The organism is Paenibacillus foliorum, from assembly GCF_013141765.1.
GTDB lineage: Bacteria > Bacillota > Bacilli > Paenibacillales > NBRC-103111 > Paenibacillus_S > Paenibacillus_S foliorum.
Map to the genome: position 1 here is coordinate 114,022 of NZ_WHOD01000119.1, position 19,080 is coordinate 133,101.

The 19,080-nt window shown below is 44.4% G+C and carries 21 protein-coding genes; 2 read left to right on the top strand and 19 right to left on the bottom strand.

The window, feature by feature from the left end; genetic code table 11:
* Positions 1 to 102: 102 nt before the first annotated feature.
* From GC093_RS31345 to ald, 10 genes are all read right to left on the bottom strand, one after another.
* Positions 103 to 477: a cupredoxin domain-containing protein gene (locus GC093_RS31345; protein ID WP_171655871.1), complete on the bottom strand. Its 375-nt coding sequence runs from the start codon at positions 475 to 477 to the stop codon at positions 103 to 105.
* 207 nt (positions 478 to 684) lie between these two features.
* Positions 685 to 1,089: a flagellar protein gene (locus tag GC093_RS31350; RefSeq protein WP_171655872.1), complete on the bottom strand. Its 405-nt coding sequence runs from the start codon at positions 1,087 to 1,089 to the stop codon at positions 685 to 687.
* A gap of 326 nt (positions 1,090 to 1,415) precedes the next feature.
* The gene (locus tag GC093_RS31355; RefSeq protein WP_171655873.1) at positions 1,416 to 1,913 is read right to left on the bottom strand and encodes a GNAT family N-acetyltransferase; all 498 of its coding nucleotides are present in this window, start codon (positions 1,911 to 1,913) and stop codon (positions 1,416 to 1,418) included.
* 400 nt (positions 1,914 to 2,313) lie between these two features.
* The gene (locus GC093_RS31360; protein WP_171655874.1) at positions 2,314 to 2,622 is read right to left on the bottom strand and encodes a hypothetical protein; all 309 of its coding nucleotides are present in this window, start codon (positions 2,620 to 2,622) and stop codon (positions 2,314 to 2,316) included.
* A 356-nt stretch (positions 2,623 to 2,978) separates the two neighbouring features.
* On the bottom strand, positions 2,979 to 3,827 hold the full coding sequence (locus GC093_RS31365; protein WP_171655875.1) for a purine-nucleoside phosphorylase: 849 nt from the start codon (positions 3,825 to 3,827) through the stop codon (positions 2,979 to 2,981).
* 35 nt (positions 3,828 to 3,862) lie between these two features.
* Positions 3,863 to 4,693 (bottom strand): purine-nucleoside phosphorylase, encoded by an 831-nt coding sequence (locus tag GC093_RS31370; RefSeq protein ID WP_171655876.1) that lies wholly within the window; start codon positions 4,691 to 4,693, stop codon positions 3,863 to 3,865.
* Between the two features lie 95 nt (positions 4,694 to 4,788).
* The gene (gene deoB / locus GC093_RS31375; protein WP_171655877.1) at positions 4,789 to 5,961 is read right to left on the bottom strand and encodes a phosphopentomutase; all 1,173 of its coding nucleotides are present in this window, start codon (positions 5,959 to 5,961) and stop codon (positions 4,789 to 4,791) included.
* 148 nt (positions 5,962 to 6,109) lie between these two features.
* A complete protein-coding gene (gene xerD / locus GC093_RS31380; RefSeq protein WP_171655878.1) occupies positions 6,110 to 7,006 on the bottom strand; it encodes a site-specific tyrosine recombinase XerD in 897 nt (298 codons plus the stop codon).
* A 103-nt stretch (positions 7,007 to 7,109) separates the two neighbouring features.
* On the bottom strand, positions 7,110 to 7,343 hold the full coding sequence (locus GC093_RS31385) for a DUF4227 family protein (protein ID WP_312886646.1): 234 nt from the start codon (positions 7,341 to 7,343) through the stop codon (positions 7,110 to 7,112).
* Between the two features lie 130 nt (positions 7,344 to 7,473).
* Complete coding sequence (ald, locus tag GC093_RS31390; RefSeq protein ID WP_171655879.1) at positions 7,474 to 8,607, bottom strand: alanine dehydrogenase; 1,134 nt, start codon at positions 8,605 to 8,607, stop codon at positions 7,474 to 7,476.
* A 193-nt stretch (positions 8,608 to 8,800) separates the two neighbouring features.
* Between ald and lepB the strand changes: the two genes are divergently transcribed.
* Positions 8,801 to 9,355: a signal peptidase I gene (gene lepB / locus GC093_RS31395; protein ID WP_171655880.1), complete on the top strand. Its 555-nt coding sequence runs from the start codon at positions 8,801 to 8,803 to the stop codon at positions 9,353 to 9,355.
* An 88-nt stretch (positions 9,356 to 9,443) separates the two neighbouring features.
* Here lepB and fur read toward each other — a convergent pair whose 3' ends face one another.
* The 6 genes from fur to GC093_RS31425 form a co-directional block, all read right to left on the bottom strand.
* Positions 9,444 to 9,893: a ferric iron uptake transcriptional regulator gene (gene fur / locus GC093_RS31400; RefSeq protein ID WP_171655881.1), complete on the bottom strand. Its 450-nt coding sequence runs from the start codon at positions 9,891 to 9,893 to the stop codon at positions 9,444 to 9,446.
* Between the two features lie 225 nt (positions 9,894 to 10,118).
* Entirely contained in the window at positions 10,119 to 10,760 is a 642-nt protein-coding gene (gene spoIIM / locus GC093_RS31405; protein WP_171655882.1) for a stage II sporulation protein M, read from the bottom strand.
* 63 nt (positions 10,761 to 10,823) lie between these two features.
* On the bottom strand, positions 10,824 to 12,011 hold the full coding sequence (locus GC093_RS31410) for an endonuclease Q family protein (protein ID WP_171655883.1): 1,188 nt from the start codon (positions 12,009 to 12,011) through the stop codon (positions 10,824 to 10,826).
* Position 12,012: 1 nt separating this feature from the next.
* Positions 12,013 to 12,573, bottom strand: a complete 561-nt coding sequence (locus GC093_RS31415) for an NUDIX domain-containing protein (protein WP_171655884.1) — start codon at positions 12,571 to 12,573, stop codon at positions 12,013 to 12,015.
* Positions 12,574 to 12,954: 381 nt separating this feature from the next.
* Positions 12,955 to 14,139, bottom strand: a complete 1,185-nt coding sequence (locus tag GC093_RS31420) for a DUF3866 family protein (protein WP_171655885.1) — start codon at positions 14,137 to 14,139, stop codon at positions 12,955 to 12,957.
* Positions 14,140 to 14,315: 176 nt separating this feature from the next.
* Positions 14,316 to 15,449: a M20/M25/M40 family metallo-hydrolase gene (locus GC093_RS31425; RefSeq protein WP_171655886.1), complete on the bottom strand. Its 1,134-nt coding sequence runs from the start codon at positions 15,447 to 15,449 to the stop codon at positions 14,316 to 14,318.
* A gap of 77 nt (positions 15,450 to 15,526) precedes the next feature.
* Here GC093_RS31425 and prli42 point away from each other — a divergent pair, with 77 nt between their 5' ends.
* The gene (prli42, locus tag GC093_RS31430) at positions 15,527 to 15,622 is read left to right on the top strand and encodes a stressosome-associated protein Prli42 (protein ID WP_171655887.1); all 96 of its coding nucleotides are present in this window, start codon (positions 15,527 to 15,529) and stop codon (positions 15,620 to 15,622) included.
* A gap of 9 nt (positions 15,623 to 15,631) precedes the next feature.
* Here the strand turns inward: prli42 and GC093_RS31435 are convergent, their stop codons facing one another.
* The 3 genes from GC093_RS31435 to GC093_RS31445 all read right to left on the bottom strand — a co-directional run bounded on the left by GC093_RS31435 (position 15,632) and on the right by GC093_RS31445 (position 19,070).
* The gene (locus GC093_RS31435; RefSeq protein ID WP_171655888.1) at positions 15,632 to 17,002 is read right to left on the bottom strand and encodes a dihydrolipoamide acetyltransferase family protein; all 1,371 of its coding nucleotides are present in this window, start codon (positions 17,000 to 17,002) and stop codon (positions 15,632 to 15,634) included.
* Between the two features lie 74 nt (positions 17,003 to 17,076).
* Positions 17,077 to 18,057, bottom strand: coding sequence for an alpha-ketoacid dehydrogenase subunit beta (locus tag GC093_RS31440; RefSeq protein WP_171655889.1), 981 nt, complete (start codon positions 18,055 to 18,057; stop codon positions 17,077 to 17,079).
* On the bottom strand, positions 18,057 to 19,070 hold the full coding sequence (locus tag GC093_RS31445) for a thiamine pyrophosphate-dependent dehydrogenase E1 component subunit alpha (RefSeq protein ID WP_171655890.1): 1,014 nt from the start codon (positions 19,068 to 19,070) through the stop codon (positions 18,057 to 18,059). Before GC093_RS31445 ends, GC093_RS31440 begins: the two co-directional genes overlap by 1 nt.
* Between the last annotated feature and the right edge of the window lie 10 nt (positions 19,071 to 19,080).

The following is a 19,080-nucleotide window of genomic DNA, read 5'->3' on the forward strand; positions in this document are numbered from 1 at the left end:
GGGAGCAGAAACGGTTAGCATTCATGAAAAAAAGACTATTGAGTTAAACTCAACAGTCTTTTTTATGGAAGGCAGCCAGGAAGGCTTCCTTGAATGACGCTATTATTGAACGATCAATTTGGATTTCATTTCTGCATGTCCAGGACCGCAAGGAAGGATGCAGTGTACTTCATAAGTTCCAGGCTTGTCAAAGGTAACATCAGCTGATTTGGTGTTGCCATCCAGCTTAACGTTCAAACCTACGATTTCCATAGCATGAAGACCTTCTTTGTTTTGAAGAGAGACAGTAACCTTTTCGCCAGCTTTCACTGTATATTCAGGCTTGTCAAACTGGAAGTTCGAGGCCACGAATTTCAACGTTGGTCCGGCTTTGGATTCTGAGGCCATTTCCGCTTGGCGCTCAGAGATGTTCTGGAACAATACACCTGCACCTAACACACAGGCAACGATAAACAAACTAAACATAATCCACTTCATTGGAAAATCCCCCTAACTAGTTTACACATCAGACGTATATCATTATTGTACATAAAGAAACGAGCTTTACCTATTCCTATTTGAGGCATTCCGGTGAAAAATTTGTGACAGTTTGTGCCACTTTCTCGTTACCTAAGCCATTTTATCATATATCCTTACAAAATCAAAAATCCCAATGCGTAAGCCGCACAGGGATACAAGTACCTATTAATAACGGAATGTACGGCTCCTGAAGCCAATGCCTTGTGATTGGGTGCGTATAGTCTCCTTGTCCTGCAATTCTTTAATCTCCTTATTAAGCCTGCTGCGGCAAGGGTAACACATTTGCTCCTGACGGATAGGCCCGTTGCAACTATTACAAGGATAGGTTAAGTTAGGGTAATCACTAGCAGGGAGGCGCCTGTCCTTAATCCATGTAAAAATTTGCTGCTGGGATACGCCCGTTTCAATGCTAAGCTGACTAGTCGTTGCTTTCCGGTTGCAGCGCAAATAATTAAAACAAACGTCAAATTCATTCTCTAACGATTTAACGCAGTTCATGCACAAATTACGCAGGTTTTTTTGAAAGACCTTGCCGCACCCCGGACAATTGGCCACCATCAAAATACTCATGGTCGTCACTTCCTAACACCGAATGTAGTACTTATTGCCTAATTATATCACGATATCTCACAGTGTTACAGTCCTATTATGCATCTTAATATATTTTTTTACCGATTGCACATGTATATGCAACAGAATTGCAAGTCATACTAAAAAAGCTTTTTAGTTCTGTTATTGCTTTGGAGGTGAACCCGCACATGTCGGACAAACAACAAGGGCACGGCAATCAAAATACAACAACACGCACCAGTGACAAAGGCTCCAAAAAATCGAAAAAAAAGTAAATAACACAAAAAAACGGCCGTCCTTAGAAATAAGGATAGCCGTTTTTCTTCTCAAGCCAAATCCAACACCATTCTGGTAGTTTTTAAAGTATATTCATTAAATGTTTCTTCGAGATCATTCACTTTACTAAACCCTTTCGAGATATAGAATGCTATTCCTGGCAAATTTTCCTGCTCCACATTGAGAAATAAACAAGTTATTCCTGGTAAATCCTCTAAGCCTTTTTCTATCAGCTCAGAACCAATTCCTCGACCCTGATATTCAGGAACAACATAAATGGCCCACAGTTCAGCAGCATCTTGAATGGTCGTTGATTTAGAAAAATTAGCAAATCCAACGATCTCTCCCTCTGTTTCATCTTTTGCAACAAGAAGCAAAGAACGCTCCATCCTTCTTCTCACATTTCCATCGGAGTATGCAATTCGAAGAAAATCCTGCTGTACTTTCTTAGGAATAATGCCTTTATAAGTAACATGCCATGTTGTATGTGCTACGTATTGGATAGAGGCTACATCTTCTATTTGTGCGTAACGAATTTGAATGGTCACATAAATCTCCTCCTGGGAGTGTAAGCTTCTATTGGATCCATATATGTAATCTCATTATAACAACAAAAAGACTACTTCCACCCGATTGATGATCGATGAAAGTAGTCGCTGCACCGTACATTTATACGACTTAGAGCTGCTCGAGAAAGTTTTGAATGACTAAGAACGGAATGGCTCCTATAGAAATGAAAGCAAAGAAGAAACCATAAAGAAAACTTTTTAACTGTGCCATGTCAATCACTCCGATCTTTTTTGTCAAAATTGTGAACATGCGTTAATTATAAACCTTATCCCTATATCTTTTATTAAAAACAAATGAGTTTTTCATTAATTTTTTTCTAAATTTTAGAAAAAAAAGCTCTCCTTCCGTTTTTTAACCGAAGAAGAGCAGCTCTATTTATTATTTAATGACCTCTGTTTTGAATACATTATCTAACTTCCCATCCAGTCGTTTCTTTAATGGAATTTTAATATCTCTGCCAAGTTCTTTAAAAAATGTGTCCACATCGCAATTAACGTTTTCAAGTATAATTTTTAGCGAGCCATCTACGGCAATATTCTGATTGGTTTCAGCTGGAACCGTGGCATCAACCGCGTATTTCTTAGTTAATGTGTTAATGTATCTGCTGAATATTTCAATTAACTCATCATTATTAAAATTCTCGATTGCCACTTGACCCTTATTAGTAAATTTCAGATTGATTCTCACTTTCCAAATTCCCCTTTTCTGTTAAACCATCTATTTTTGAAGTATTTAGTTAATATGGCTGATCTTATGGTTCTTCACAAAGAAAAGGTGCAATAATCTGCTGAAGACTACCCTTCGTTTTTAAGTCAGTATTTATTGTTTTCTTATCCATCCATAAATATATCATACTTTTGACTTTTTTCCGATGGTTTTCAACGTTTATTTCACAATAAAGTTAAAATAAATGGTCCAGTGCCCTTTTTTTGAGTAATATTCGTCAATTTCAACAGTAAAAAGACTACTTCCTCTCGATTTACCGAATCGATAGAAAGCAGTCCTCGTTACTTAAAATTAATTACAGCTGCCCTTGCCTTACCTCAATTAGTTACTTGAGCCACAAAACGCCGTACAAGCTCAATAAACATAGGCTTCGTCTTGTTCGCTACAGCTACCACCTGTTCGTGCGTCAGAGGCTCTAATTCTTCGCCTATCGCCATATCGGTAATGCAGGAGATTCCAAGCACCTTAAGTCCAGCATGTCTCGCAGCAACTACTTCGCCGACTGTGGACATCCCCACGGCATCTCCGCCTAAGCGAGCCAGCATGGTAAGCTCCGCAGGGGGCAAATAGCTAGGCCCGGTGATGCCGCTGTACACACCCTCCTGAAGACGTATAGATTTACCTTCATTGCGCATATCATCGGCAATTTGTTTCGCCAACTCGCGGTAGCTGCGGCTATATGCCTCCGACATATCTGGGAAGCGTAAACCAAGCTCTGAATGATTAAATCCGATGAGAGGATTATCCCCAGTTAAATTTAAGTGATCGGAGATAAGCATCAGATCACCAGCTTGGAAGCCACGGTTCATACCTCCTGCCGCATTCGTAATAACCAATGTATGGATGCCCAACTGTTTCATAACGTAGATTGGAAAAACGACTTTTCGCATAGAATAGCCTTCATAATAATGAAAACGTCCCTGCATAACAATAACAGACTTACCCTCAAGCGTACCAATCACAAACTGACCTGCATGACCTTCTACTGTAGATACCGGAAAATGGGGGATCTGGTCGTACGGAATGATAGTCGAATTTTCCACTTGTGCAGCCATATCGCCCAACCCAGAGCCCAGAATAAGTCCAAGCTGTGGTGCATTTCCTTGCAAGCGCTGCTGAATCCATTGCGCTGCTTCTTGAATTTGTTGTATGTAATTAGTTTCCAATCTATTCGGTTCCCCTTCCAAGATACAGTTTGAAATTAGTCTAGCTTAGCCACAATACCCAGAATCAATTTCAAGAATTTCGGCTTGACGCGCTCTGTCGTCTCCATAACCTCTGCATGGGATAACGGTTGATCAAGAATGCCTGCAGCCATGTTAGTTATGCAAGAAAACCCTAGAACCTCAATACCTGCATGACGGGCTACCACAACCTCAGCCACCGTGGACATTCCTACTGCGTCAGCACCTAATGTACGTACCATACGGATTTCAGCCGGTGTCTCATAGCAAGGACCCAACAGACCGATATAAACACCCTCTTGGAGCTTAATTCCTTGCTCTGAGGCAACCTCATGAGCTGTCTTCCTCAAGCCGCGGCTGTAGGCCTCAGACATATCCGGGAATCGCACACCCAGCTCATTGAAATTCGGACCAATTAGCGGATTGCAGAAGGTGAAATTAATATGATCCTTAATCAGCATAAGATCTCCCACTTCATAGGAGGTATTAACGCCACCAGCAGCATTCGTAACAATCAATTTCTTAACTCCCAGCTCTTTCATCACTCGGACTGGGAAAGAAACCACATCAACTCCATATCCTTCATATAAGTGAAAGCGGCCTTTCATCAACAGCACCTGTTTGCCATGTATCGTTCCAAGCAAGAGCTCACCTGCATGTCCTTCGACAGTGGAAACTGGGAAATTAGGAATATCCTTATAAGCGATCACCGTCGGCTGTTCGACTAAATCGGCAATAACCCCAAGTCCTGATCCAAGTATCATTCCGATTTCCGGAGTAGCTCCATATTGAGCCCGAATGTAGGCAGCAGCCTCTTTAATATGGTTGAGCACCGATCTATCTTCCATGTTTTATCCTCCTTTGAGTTTGCATTAAACTTGCTTCATAAGACTTGAAATAAGTTTTCGCAACAGAACTGCCTTCGCACACCCTACTGAATAGATTACAGCTTTCCTAAAAAGCTGCTGCCATTGCCTGTGCTCTGTACGCCGAAATTATCAGCTATCGTTGCCCCAAGATCAGCGAATGTCTCCCGGATGCCAATGGATATCCCTTTCTTCAAGCGCGGGCTGTATATTAGCAGCGGCACATACTCTCGAGTGTGGTCGGTTCCAGCATGAACAGGATCATTCCCATGATCAGCAGTTAGAATCAGTAAGTCATCTTGTCCGATTTCATTCATGATTTGCGGGAGCCACTCATCGAATTCTTCAAGTGCTTTCGCATAACCCTCAGGATCACGACGATGACCATATAAGGAATCAAAATCAACTAGATTGGTAAATAACAGCCCTTTAAAAGGCTTCTTCAAAAAATCAATGGTCGTTTGAATTCCATCCAAATTGCTTTTAGTTGACTTCGCTTCTGTTATACCTTCTCCAGAATAAATATCATTGATTTTACCGACCGCAATACAGTCTAGACCCGCATCCTTCAAATGATTCATAACGGTAGGCTGAGGAGGCTTGACCGCGTAATCATGACGGTTAGGAGTCCGTTTGAATGCCCCAGGTTGGCCATTATAAGGCCTCGCAATAACCCTGCCAACCGCGTAAGGCTCCTCTAGCGTCAGCTTGCGTGCAATTTCACACGCTCGGTATAGCTCCTCAAGAGGAATAATATCTTCATGAGCGGCCAGTTGAAATACACTATCTGCCGAAGTGTAGACAATCCAGGCTCCTGTATTCATTTGCTCTTGTCCTAACTCATCCAAAATCTCCGTGCCGGAAGCAGGTTTATTGCCAATAACCTTACGTCCGGTCTCCTTCTCGAAACGATCGATCAATTCTTTAGGGAAGCCATTCGGGAACACGTTGAACGGTATTTGAACTCTTAAGCCCATTATCTCCCAATGGCCCGTCATTGTATCTTTCCCTACAGATACCTCAGCCATTTTACCAAAGGCAGCATCTGGCAGCTCAGATGGCTCAATTCCTTTAAGCGGGGCAATATTGCCAATTCCCAACTGCTGTAAATGTGGAAGCGAAAATCCTGCAACAGTCTCTGCAATATGCCCAAGGGTATGTGAGCCGCTGTCACCGAATGCCTCGGCATCTGGAAGCTCACCAATTCCTACACTATCCAATACGATTAAACATATACGTTGAAAGGTCAAACAAGCCACCTCCTATTGGTAATAACTATCCATTGTATTATCGCAAAACGATCGCTGGTTTGCAAAATCGATTTTCAATTGCAACTGCCAAAAAAAGCCCCTTCCATATACTCGGAAAGAGCCTAATGCATGTATCTCAGCTACACCCCTACCGTTTGGCTCTTGGATGCGCACGGTCGTAGACTTCCTTCATTTTGCTGCGAGTTACTTGCGTATAGATTTGTGTTGTTGAAATATCCGCATGACCTAACATTTCTTGTACCGAACGCAAATCTGCGCCATTCTCCAATAAATGCGCGGCAAAAGAGTGTCGGAGCGTATGGGGTGTAATCTCTTTGACGATCTGTGTCTCGGCCGCATATTTTTTGATGATTTTCCAGAAGCCTTGACGGGTAATTCTAGTCCCCAGATGGTTAATGAACAATGCTTGTTCTGTCTCAGAATGCTTCAAAAGTCGGGGGCGCATTATTTGGATATAGGAAGCGACATAATCAGCAGCAATGCCTCCAAGAGGGATGATCCTCTCCTTCAGTGCTGTGCCGACACAACGAACAAATCCTAACTCCAGATTCACATTCTCAACATCCAAGTAGATCAACTCGGAAACCCGGATTCCTGTGGCATACAACAGTTCCAGCATGGCTTTATCTCGCATTCCGTTGGGTACTTCAGTATTAGGAGCATCTAGAAGTGATTCCACTTCTGTGATCGTTAACACATTGGGTACCCTTTTCTCCAGCTTAGGTGTTTCTATATACAACGTAGGATCCTGCTGTATTCTCCGTTCGCGAACCAAATAATGATAGAACGCTCGGATCGAAACCATATTACGAGACTGAGTAGCAGCAGCCCTTCCTAATTGTTTCAAATGCATTAAATAACTGGATATTTGTATTTTTTTTGTATCTGTAAGCGATTCAATGCCTTGCTCCTCAAGAAAGCTAAGATATTGGATAATATCCCTTTCATAGGATTCCAGCGTATTTCGGGCCAACCCCCGCTCATCAGATAAAAAATGGATGAATGACTGCAGCTCGTTTTTCATTCTGATTTCCCTTCCTATGTCAATCCGTGGATACTCAACTAAGGTAATCCTCTAGTAAATTCAACATGAAAGGGCAGAATCCTGCTGTAGTCGCAAAAGCTTATTATTCTCCAAGCCAATAAAACAATTTCAAGCGGTCACGCATAGAGCCTTGATCCGATATAGACACTTGATTTTGAAATACCTTTACTGCTTTTCCAGCCGGTTCCTTGTAGCGTTGAGTCGGTTCAATCCATTGGGTTATCACGATTAGCATGTGATAAAGCGCGTAAGTGAACACACAAAATACTAGTACAAACTTGAACCGCCCCATCCATCTTCTAATATTAAAGATCACAGCCTGTACCTCCTTAAGAGTTTTTGCTTACGCAAAAACTTGCTTTGTTACTGTCTGCTCAATTTTACAAAGCATCTTCTCTTAAAGTTAGACTATGATCATTGGACCAGCTTTATGATTGGAACAATGCCTATGGCGTTAGCAGTATTTCAACTTTACTATAGGGTAAGCCCACAGCTTCAGCGACTGCTGGGTGCGTAACATGACCCATGAATGTGTTCACCCCCAAACGCAGATCTGCATGAGTGCTGAGCGCTTGAATGACCCCCTTGTCAGCAAGTTCCAAGGCATAAGAAAGTGTGACGTTGGTGAGTGCCAATGTCGAGGTTCTTGGCACAGCGCCTGGCATATTCGCTACAGCATAGTGAAGGACTCCGTACTTCTCGTAAACCGGGTCGTTATGTGTTGTAACCCGGTCCACCGTTTCTATGGAGCCTCCCTGATCGACAGCCACATCAACAATCACGGAGCCTTGTTTCATATGTTTCACCATATCCTCAGTGACCAGCTTCGGAGCCCTCGCTCCCGGGATCAGCACTGCGCCGATTAATAAATCGGCCTTCTGAACAGCGCTTGCTATATTGTACGGGTTAGACATAAGCGTCCGTATCCGTCCTTGGAATACATCATCCAAGTAGCGCAGCCGCTCTGCGCTGCGATCGATAATGACGACATTCGCACCGAGTCCAAGTGCCATTTTGGCAGCATTCGTCCCTACGATCCCTCCGCCCAAAATGATGACATCCGCGGGAGGCACTCCAGGGACACCGCCCAATAATATACCTCTACCGCCATAGAACCGCTCCAGAAACTGTGCTCCAACCTGTACCGACATTCTTCCTGCTACCTCGCTCATCGGTGTAAGCAACGGTAAACTGCCGTTTGGAAGCTGGATGGTTTCATAGGCAATACCTGTCACTTTACTATTTACTAGCGCCTCTGTAAGCTTGGGCTCTGCTGCCAAGTGAAGATAGGTAAAGAGCGTCAGGTTCTCACGAAAATATCCGTACTCAGAAGGCAGGGGCTCTTTAACTTTCATAATCATATCCGACTGAGCCCATACCTCGGCTGCTTGCTCCAGCACTATGGCGCCTACTTTTACATAATCATCATCTGAAAAACCGCTCCCTTCACCGGAACCGGCTTCCATGATTACTTTATGCCCATGCTGCAGCAGCAATCCCGCTCCTCCTGGAGTTAACGCTACTCTGTTTTCGTTATTTTTCACTTCCTTTGGAACACCGATTACCGTAATATTCTGCATATGGCCTGCTCCCCTTTTCAGTTTCTTTCCTTTGCAGGTAATTTCCCCAAAAGGCCATTACATTAATCAGTCCCTACTAGTGAACCAACTCCAAAAATCGCCAGGCATTAGCCTATAGCTCTGGTTTTGAAATTTAGGATTAGAACATGCTATACTTTTAAATGAAACAAATGTGTAGTGTGGGGGATTATGGATGAAAAAAATAACTACTGAAATACGCAGTTGGATATACTCTATCGGAATTGCTTTTGCCTGTGCTCTCTTAATCGGTGTATTTATTTTACAGCCTACCAATGTGCTGGGGCATTCAATGGACCCGACCTTGCATGATGAGCAGCGTATCTTTGTCTCCAAAATTTCGCATACCTTTCACTTGGAGCCCGACTATGGGGATATCGTTATCATTGACAGCCGTGTGGACCGAAGCCGCAGCGTGCTTGACGACCTCATGGAACATCCACTAGTTTCCCTTTTATCTGACAAAGATGACCGAATTATTTATATTAAACGAGTCATCGGTAAACCCGGCGATGTTCTGGAATTTAAAAATCATCAAGTCTACCGTAACGGCGAGCCGCTGAACGAGCCTTATCTTAACGAGCAAATGAACTATACATCCTCACAGCAGTATATCGTACCTGATAAACATCTTTATGTGATGGGAGACAACCGCAATAACAGCAAGGATAGCAGAAATATCGGCTTTATCCCGCTAGATCATGTTTTAGGTATTAAATTAGGCAAATAACTCCTTACTTTTCCAAAAGCGGATATTAAACATACTATGACAAAAAACCTTCAAACTTGTTAAAACAAGCTGAAGGTTTTGTTCGTTTTTATGGTTTGTTTTTGTCGTTGCAGCGGTGACATATTCCTTGAAAATCAAGCCGATGATCCAACACTTGAAAACGATACTCGCGTTCCAAGCGCTCCTCCAGATGCCCCAGCCAGTCTTCCATTATTTCATCGACTGCTCCGCACTGTACACAGATTAGATGGTGATGATGATGACGAGTGCTGTCATTTCGCAAGTCATACCTAGCTACACCGTCGCCGAAATTCATTTTCTCCACGACATGCAGGTCGCTTAATAATTCCAACGTACGGTACACAGTGGCAAGACCGATTTCGGGAGCTTTATCCTTAACAAGCATAAATACATCTTCAGCGCTAAGGTGATCTTCTTCATTTTCCAGCAACACACGGACGGTAGCTTCCCGCTGAGGAGTTAACTTATAGCCTTGTGATTGGAGCTGCTGTTTAATTTTATCAATGCGAGATTCCATGTTCCTCCCCCTACGGGCTTTGCAATAAACAAAACCTGCTACGTAAGCCTATGCCCAATTGCAACAATAAAAGCCGAATATTTTGCTGGGCTTCATCTTACATTATAGGTCGGGTTTAGTTGGAAAGTCAAACATAATAAGGTAAGCTGCTGATCTTTTCTCACAAGGATTGTCGGTTTAAACTCCATGAGAATTTTACATTGTATCCAAATAAGAAGATCACGCTCAAGGGGCCATCGTAATAAGCATCGGAGTCACCCATTTCATAATAACCGGGGATAGGTAGGCCTCAAACAACGCAACTCCAGCCAATAATACACCCGACAGTAGAATGGTTGAGGAATACCGCATAAAAGGCTCATAGAAAGCCCCTTTGCGGGTCATAAATCGATGTTTAACCAAATGGATTGAGAAGGCCATCGCCGTTACACTGCAAATGAGCAGAGCCGGAATAACAAACAGATTTTGCGGAACGATGGAAACGAGAGCAAACAACAGTCCTTTCCAAGACAGCTGTCCTACTAAATACCCTACACTAAAGCCGATCAATACACCCTTTAGAAAATCAAGAATTAATATCAAGGGCAACCCGATTACAGACATACCGAGCACCCATATGATCAGTATCCATTTGATATGCAGGGCAAAGGATTGTTGAAAGGACGCTTTAATATCACTAAAAGCCCCTTGCTCCACAGCTGAGAAAAAGTTGCCCAAATAACGCATAATCTCCTGTTTTTGCTCAAAGGACAACGCGTTGACCATCACAGTTCCAAAAACAACACCGGTTATAAATATAATACCTACGAAGATGTAAAGCGACAGATGCTCCTTCATATAAAGCTGCAGCGAACGGTTACGGTTCATGGTGGGTCAGCCTCCCTTGCACTATTAGTACAAGCATATGAGAAGCTTCTCTAGGTTATGACATTATCTGCCTCTTACTTTACCGTATTTACCTCCGCCGCCTACCTGAAGCAATAGCTTGTCCTCCCGGGCTTGCACAATATATTCAGCAACTACGGAGCCAGCTGCTTGTTCCAGTTCCTCGTAGGAAGCCTTATGAAGCAGGTTCATTTCCGTGCCGAACCGTTCAAGTAGCGCCTGGAGCTTCTTGGGCCCTAGACCAGGTATATATTCCAGCGGCACCTGGTAGTGATAAGGCGGTCTGTCATCGGGTACGAACGGGTGTCCCGCATCACGGTCGGCAATACTTAAGATTCGGTCCAACACACCTCGAACAATCCGTTTGCTGCCGCAGTATAGGCAGCGTTCCACTGCCGTCTCCTGTTCATCCAGAACAGAGCTGCAATCAGCGCAGTACGTACGGTGGTATTTGCCAAGCCTCGGGTTCAGGCCGTAATTGGCCTGCACTTCTCTTCCATCCTCTCGTGCCAGCGCTTTGCGCAGCTCTTCAAAGCTAGGCTCCTCCAGCTTCAGAACATTGTATTCGCGGCCAATTTTAGCCAAGGAATGCGCATCAGAGTTAGTTAAGTAGGTGTAACGATCCAGCTCGGATATATAGCCTGCCATTTCGGAATCAGAGCTTAAACCAAGCTCAACAGCTGCAATCCCATCCAAATCGAGCAAATGCTCCATTCGCGTCGAGCTGCTGCCGTACACACTCTTATGAGGGGTAAATATATGCGCAGGTACGAGCAGGCCTCCGCGTCCTATTATCTCCTGCTGCAGCTCCTTCGCAGGAACATAAATACGCTGTGAGCTTAAGCCAACATTTTTCATATGCTTGTCCATCCAGATGGTGAACTCCTGCATATCACTGAGGTTAGGCAAATACGCCAATAAGTGAGCTGCCCCCATCCCTGGGTCCCGAACTTCAATTTCACTGCCTAGAATGACGGTTGTATTGTGATACCTTATACCTCCACCCCGTAGCTCCTCCATCTCTCCCCTATCCAGGTAAGCCTGCATATCGCGCTGCACGCCGGGGGATTGACAGTCAATGATGCCTACAATATCCATGCCTTTACGCTCTGAAGCTTCATGGGCAATATTGTAAAAGGTCAAGTTATTGGAAGCGCTGATTTTTACAGCCTGACCTTCTTCTGTTCGACCTATATGAATGTGCAAATCGGCATAAAAAGAGTGCAGTCCCATCCTAGAAGCTTCCTGTCAGCTTGTAAAGCTGCCAAGCATACACAGCCATTATCGTTTTGGAGTCACTGATACGCTGTTCGCGTATATACTGCTGAGCTTGCTCCAGGGTAATGCTTTCACAGTCCAGAAATTCATCCTCATCCAAATGAACCTCTCCTTTTTCCAGATGCTCCGCCACGTAAAGGTGAAGAATCTCATCTGCAAACCCCGGTGAAGTATAGAAGGAGCTTAAGTGCTTCAAAGATTCTGCGCGATAGCCAGTTTCCTCCTCCAATTCTCTTTTAGCAGCCTCCACCAAGTCCTCTTCAGGCTCCAGCTTCCCTGCTGGTATTTCCACCTGACTTTTACCCAAAGCCTTTCGATACTGCTCTACCACGAGCATGCGATCCTCTATCAGAGCAAGTACAGCCACAGCACCGGGATGTCTAATTATTTCACGAGTAGCAGTCTCTCCATTAGGCAGTCTAACGGTATCTACCTGCAAGGAAACCACGCGACCTTGAAAAATAGGCTGAGAGGATAGCGTCGTTTCTTCATATTTGTTAGATGCGGGTTTATTCATTATAGATTCCTCCTTGAAAATTTTGTAAAGAACTTTTTCCAATGTTGATTACTTTATTTATTAGGCAGGTAATTATGTTTAAAGTTTAAAGCAGCTTCTTTTACTATTGTCTATTATACCATACGAACAGCAATACTATTTTTATAGCAACAGCTTGTCATAACCTCTCTTCGCTCCGCATAGGGTGTATCAAAGATATTCATTGCAGGAAAGAAGGGGTACAATCTATGAAAACGTATATGACAGAAGGACAAATTCGATTGGTAGGACGTGTGTGGGAGATTCGGAGGTTTTTAAAGCTAGCTCAGCAGCGCAGGACAACTGATGTTAGTTTGCTGGAATTTTTGTCGGAACAAACGGGCTATGCAAATAAGAAGCAATCTACAGATCTACTTCATCTCGATGGCGAAGCTGCTTATTTCCCTGAAAACAGTTCCATGCAGCCGCGGCCGCAGCCTGAACACCAGCAAAAAACACAGGATCCGAATGTAATTCCCTTCCCATTGAGGTAATTGACATTGAATATGCTCTGAGCGCTTCTTCATGATTGATATCGGGGCTGACTGCCGTCCATTGCCAATGCAGCCCATGTTTATGTATCAGTCCAGCACGCTCGATCTGAAGCTTCAACCACTCCCCTTCCTCACCATCCAGTTCGGGCAGTGCTGCAATTACGTTAGCCTGAACAATCTCACGCAATACGGTTAATGTATGATGGCTGATTCCATGATGTCGTTCCCGCTTATCCGCAAAGCTAATTCGTGAGATAATGATGGGCTGCCCGTTTAACGCTGAAACAGCATTAACAATTTCGCCAACCTCCAGTCCACTGAATCCCAAGTGTGTGTTCGTTCCTACACAGCCAGGTCCCATCGTAACTATGGTTAGGTCTGCATGCAGTATATGCTTGGCTGCTAATAAAGCCGTATATTTATTAACGGTTTCGATATCTCCTCCATATGCGTGACCGTATGTAATGGTTCCAATAAGCCAACCAAGCTTACGGAGCTGAATCACATGTTTGCTAAAAGCAATCGGCAGCGCCCCTCCATCTGACATGATATAAGCAATACGAAGAGGCTTCTCCCCTCCATGATCCAACTGCCGTAAATAACAAACGGCAGCAGGCAGCATACTGTGCAGTTCTCCTACGAGTACAGGCATACCATCCAATTCTTGCTCAGAGCTGCTGAACAATTCGTGATAAGGGCTTGAGGGCTCTTCTGCTGCAAGCACTGACCGCTGCAGTGAAGTGTATCTAAGCTTCATAATATGGCCAGACTGCCGATTATTGATTGATGTGCTTTTTGAAAGTATCGCATGCACAAAGTGAACGCCCCCTGTACCCAAGTGAAGAGATCCGGCTGTCGTATTAAGCAGCACCTTATCTCCTGCTTCTAAGACAGGCATACTGTCAGTATAATGCACAGCTTTTTCTAATGTTTGGCCATCTCCGCCATCCATCAGCACCTCAACTTCCTGCAGCCCCCCTCCTTCCGAATCAAAGGAATCGCAAGAATCATCGACAACAACACGCTGAACAACCCCCAATTTCCATTCGATCACCTTTAACACCCCATTAATCTTCCGACATTCGTTCCATTTAATGTATGCATCAACCAAATGCTTCTTTCCTGCTTGTTAAGATGGGGTGAAGGGAGGAAAAAAAAGGACCTTCCAATTATCGGAAGGCCCTGCAAACAGATACTTATGAAGCTTGTGAATTGTTACGGACTTGCTCCTTAAGCTCCTGCAACTTCTTTAACAATTTGAACAACAACCTCGGTCACTTTGACCAAGTCTTTAATCGCAATCTGCTCTTGTGTCGTATGGATGTGTTCATAGCCAACTGCCAAGTTGACTGTTGGTATCCCCATGCCATTAAACACATTGGCGTCACTACCCCCACCGGAATGGAACGTTCTTGGGGTGCAGCCCACTTTTTTCAATGCTTCCACGGCCAAATTAACGACCGGCGCTTCCAAATCATACATGTAAGCCGGATAAATAATCTCGCTCTGGAAATCGACCTGAGCACCCATCATAGCTGCTGCATCCTCACAAGCTTTGCGCATTGAAATCAGCTGGCGGTCCAGCTTATCCTGAACGATACTGCGCGCCTCTGCTTCCAGCTCAACACGGTCAACTACAATATTCGTCGCACCATTCACCCCTCCGGCGAATCGGCCGATATTGGCCGTTGTCTCACTATCAACCCGTCCTAGCTGCATCTGTGAAATAGCTTTACTGGCAACCGTAATCGCGCTGATTCCTGATTCAGGATTAACTCCCGCATGAGCGGAACGTCCAGTGAACGCAATATTGACCTTTGCTTGTGTAGGTGCAGCTACCGCGATATCTCCAATATCCCCATTGGAATCCAAAGCATATCCGAAATCAGCCTGCATCCATTTAGCATCCATCGCTCTTGAACCCTTCAGCCCCGCTTCTTCGCCTGCGGTTATGATAAACTGAATTTGTCCATGTTTGATGTTTTGTTCCTTCAGGACACGAATCGCTTCCAGCATAGCAGCCAAGCCAGCTTTATCGTCACTGCCCAGAATGGTCGTACCATCACTTCGAATAATGCCATCCTCGCCTATGATAGGCAAAATCCCTTTACCAGGAGTCACCGTATCCATGTGTGAGGTGAAAAAGATGCGCGATACCTTGGCATCCGTCGTAGCAGCTAGTGTACATATCAGATTGCCAGAGCCATGTCCAATCTTCTCAGCAACATCATCTTCTTCCACACTTAAACCAAGCTCTGTAAACTTTTTCTTTAGCACACGGCTAATTTCCTGCTCAGAACGGGTTTCGCTATCCACCTGCACCAACTCGATAAATTCGGTCACCAATCGTTTTTCCTGAATCATCTCTTTCCTCCTATGCCCGTTTTAAGTTAAAATAGTATTACTAACAACTGAATTGTCACTAAGAGGAGTTGAATTTGATGCGAAACAAGCTAGTGTTTAAAGTTATTATTTACTTAATGATCGCTTCCATGCTGTTATCAACGTTATTATTTACCGTTAATTTATTTATGTAACGCCCTAACTCAATACAACTTGGATTCCTGATTATAAGACTCCATGTTTTCCTTGACGCGCTGCAGGAATCGCCCACAAATAACTCCGTCCAAAATACGGTGATCTAAGGACAAGCATAGGTTGGCCATAGAACGAACCGCTATCATATCTTGAATAACAACAGGCTTTTTGACAATAGATTCAAAGGTCAATATAGCGGCCTGTGGATAGTTGATGATCGGATATGAAGCAATAGAACCGAACGATCCTGTATTATTCACTGTAAAGGTTCCACCTTGCAAATCATTAAGGGACAGCTTGCCGGCTCTGGCCTTTCGAGATAAGTCATCTACTTCTCGAGCCAGACCGGCTATATTTTTTTGATCCGCTTTTTTGATAACGGGAGTAATAACAGAATCCTCGGTCCCTACTGCCAATGATATGTTAATATCGCGCTTCACAATTATTTTATCGACGGCCCAAACAGAGTTCATGATTGGATAATCTTTAATCGCACTTACAACTGCTTTAAGCATAAAAGACAGATAGGTTAGGTTGACGCCTTCTTTTTGTTTAAATTCATCCTTAAGCTTATTCCGAAGCAATACAAGATTAGTGACATCAACTTCTATCATGGTCCAGGCATGAGGAATTTCTGTCACGCTTTGGCGCATCCGAGTCGCGATCATATTACGGATCGGGGTGACATCGATCAAATATTCACTACGACCTTCAAGTTCTTGACCTTCCACCTCAATATTAGGTAAAGGCGGGTTATGCGATAGATGGATACCCGTCGATCTTACAGGTCCTTTTGGCTGGCTTGGAATAAATATATCCCCGCTTTCAATTGCAGGAGCAGATTTGCTTCCATTTACTGGTTCGGAACCGGCGACGGTGCGTATAGGGTTGCCCGATGCAGTGAAGGCTTCAATATCTTTGCGCGTAATACGCCCCCCCAAGCCGGTGCCGCGAACATCCTCAAGTCGTATTCCTTGCTCAGCCGCCAGCTTAAGCACTGCCGGTGAGTACCTGCTGCGCATGCTCTCATCTGCCTGAGAAGCCTGAGAAGTGGTCTGAACAGCAGCACTCCCAGCCGGACGGCTTACAGCATTAGGGATGGATGATGACTCTGATGAGCTGCCACCAGCCTCCTCAATGATACAAATCGCCTCACCTACTGCAGCAGTAACACCTTCATCAACTAACAGCTTTGTTAATCGGCCTGCAATCGGTGATGGCATTTCTGTTGTTACTTTATCTGTGATCAACTCACATAACGCATCATATTCTTCTATGTAATCACCAGGCTTTTTGAGCCATTTGCCTATTGTTGCTGAGACGAGACTTTCTGCAAGATGCGGAACCGTTACTTCCGTTTCTCGTTTATTTCCGCTCATATGATTTCCTCCTTTATTCGCTCCCCCCACCCCCAGGGATTTTCCCCTCAGGGAGGGTTTGGGAGGGGGACCTCCTAGAATTCCGCTAGATCGCGCATAGCATCCTTAATCTTATCCGAGCTTAGCAAGTAGAACTTCTCCATGGGCGGGTTCATTCCAACTGCCGGTACATCGGGAGCGCACAGCCTTCTGATCGGTGCGTCTAGTTCAAAAAGCAGCTCTTCGGCAATAATCGCCGATACTTCAGCTCCGACTCCGCCTGTCTTATTATCCTCATGGATAATCAGCACCTTGCCCGTTTTAGAGGTTGCTTCAAGAATAGCGTCCTTATCTAGAGGCTGAATCGTACGCAAATCCAAAATATGCACGCTGATACCTTCCTTAGCTAGCTCTTCGGCAGCTTGCAGCGCATATTGTACGGTAATACCGTAGGAAATAACGGTAATATCCGTTCCTTGTCTTTTAATATCAGCTTTCCCAATTTCGATTACATAGTCACCTTCAGGCACCTCACCGGTCACGCCGAGATAACATTTTTTATGTTCAAAATAAAGCACAGGATCCGCATCGCGAATCGCCGCTTTCATCAACCCTTTTGCATCATAAGGATTAGATGGAGCTACCATTTTCAAGCCTGGTGTTCCGAAAAAAACCGATTCCGGGCATTGTGAATGATAGAGTGCACCGCCGCCGGTAGCACCATAAGGCGCACGAACAACAATCGGACAATTCCAATCATTGTTGGAACGATAACGGATACGTGCTGCTTCACTAATAATTTGATTCGTTGCTGGGAAAATAAAATCAGCAAACTGCATTTCAGCAATTGGCTTCATTCCGTACATTGCAGCGCCAATTGCGACCCCAGCGATAGCCGACTCTGCCAATGGTGTGTCCATAACACGATCTTCACCGAATTTATCACGAAGCCCTTTGGTTGCATTCAGAACGCCGCCTTTACCGACATCCTCACCAAGAACAAATACGGATTCATCCCGCTCCATCTCTTCATACATGGCGGAACGGATGGCTTCCAAATAAGTAATAACCGCCATTACCGCACCTCCCCTTCTTCTGCATAGACATGCCTTAATGTGTCCTCTGGTAACGGAAAGGGAGCTTGCTCCGCATAACGTGTAGCATCCGTAATTTCCTGCTTCAGCTGCTCCAGAAGCTCTGTTTCCTGTTCATCGCTCCACAAGCCACAATCAACCAGATACTTCCTAAATTTCGGAATTCCATCCTTCGCACGATTCTCTTCCACTTCTTCTTTCGTACGATAGAGCATATCGTCATCGGATGTGGAGTGCGGCGATATCCGGTACATTACAGCTTCAATCAGTGTTGGTCCTTCACCGCGGATAGCACGCTCACGCGCTTCCTTCATAACACGGTAAACCTCCAGAGCATCGTTGCCGTCTACCTTGATGCCGGGAAAACCATAACCTGCTGCACGCTCTGCTATACTTCCTGAAATCTGCTTATGCAGCGGGACCGAGATTGCATATTGGTTATTCTCGCACATTAATATGACAGGCAGTTTATGAACGCCGGCAAAATTACAACCCTCATGGAAATCACCTTGATTGCTTGAGCCTTCTCCAAAGGTTACAAAGGAGACAAAATCCTGCTTCTTCATTTTTGCAGCCAAAGCAAACCCAACAGCGTGTGGGACTTGCGTTGTTACTGGGCTGGAGCCCGTCACAATATTGAGTTTTTTATGACTGAAATGACCAGGCATTTGCCTGCCTCCGCTATTCGGATCCTCTGCTTTTGCAAACACGGATAGCATTAATTCCGTAACAGACATCCCTACAGAAAGTACAAACCCGTAATCACGGTAATATGGCAAGAAATAGTCTTTTCCTTGTTCCAACGCAAAGGCTGCCGCTACTTGAGCAACCTCTTGACCGATCCCGGAAACGTGAAACCCAATTTTACCCGAACGCTGCAATAAAAATCCCCGCTCGTCAAATTTTCTTGCTTTTTGCATAAATCTATACATCTCAACTGCGCGCTCGTCAGACAGTCCAAGCTTGCGGTGCTTCGCTAATTGTCCGATAGACATGGGTGCAACC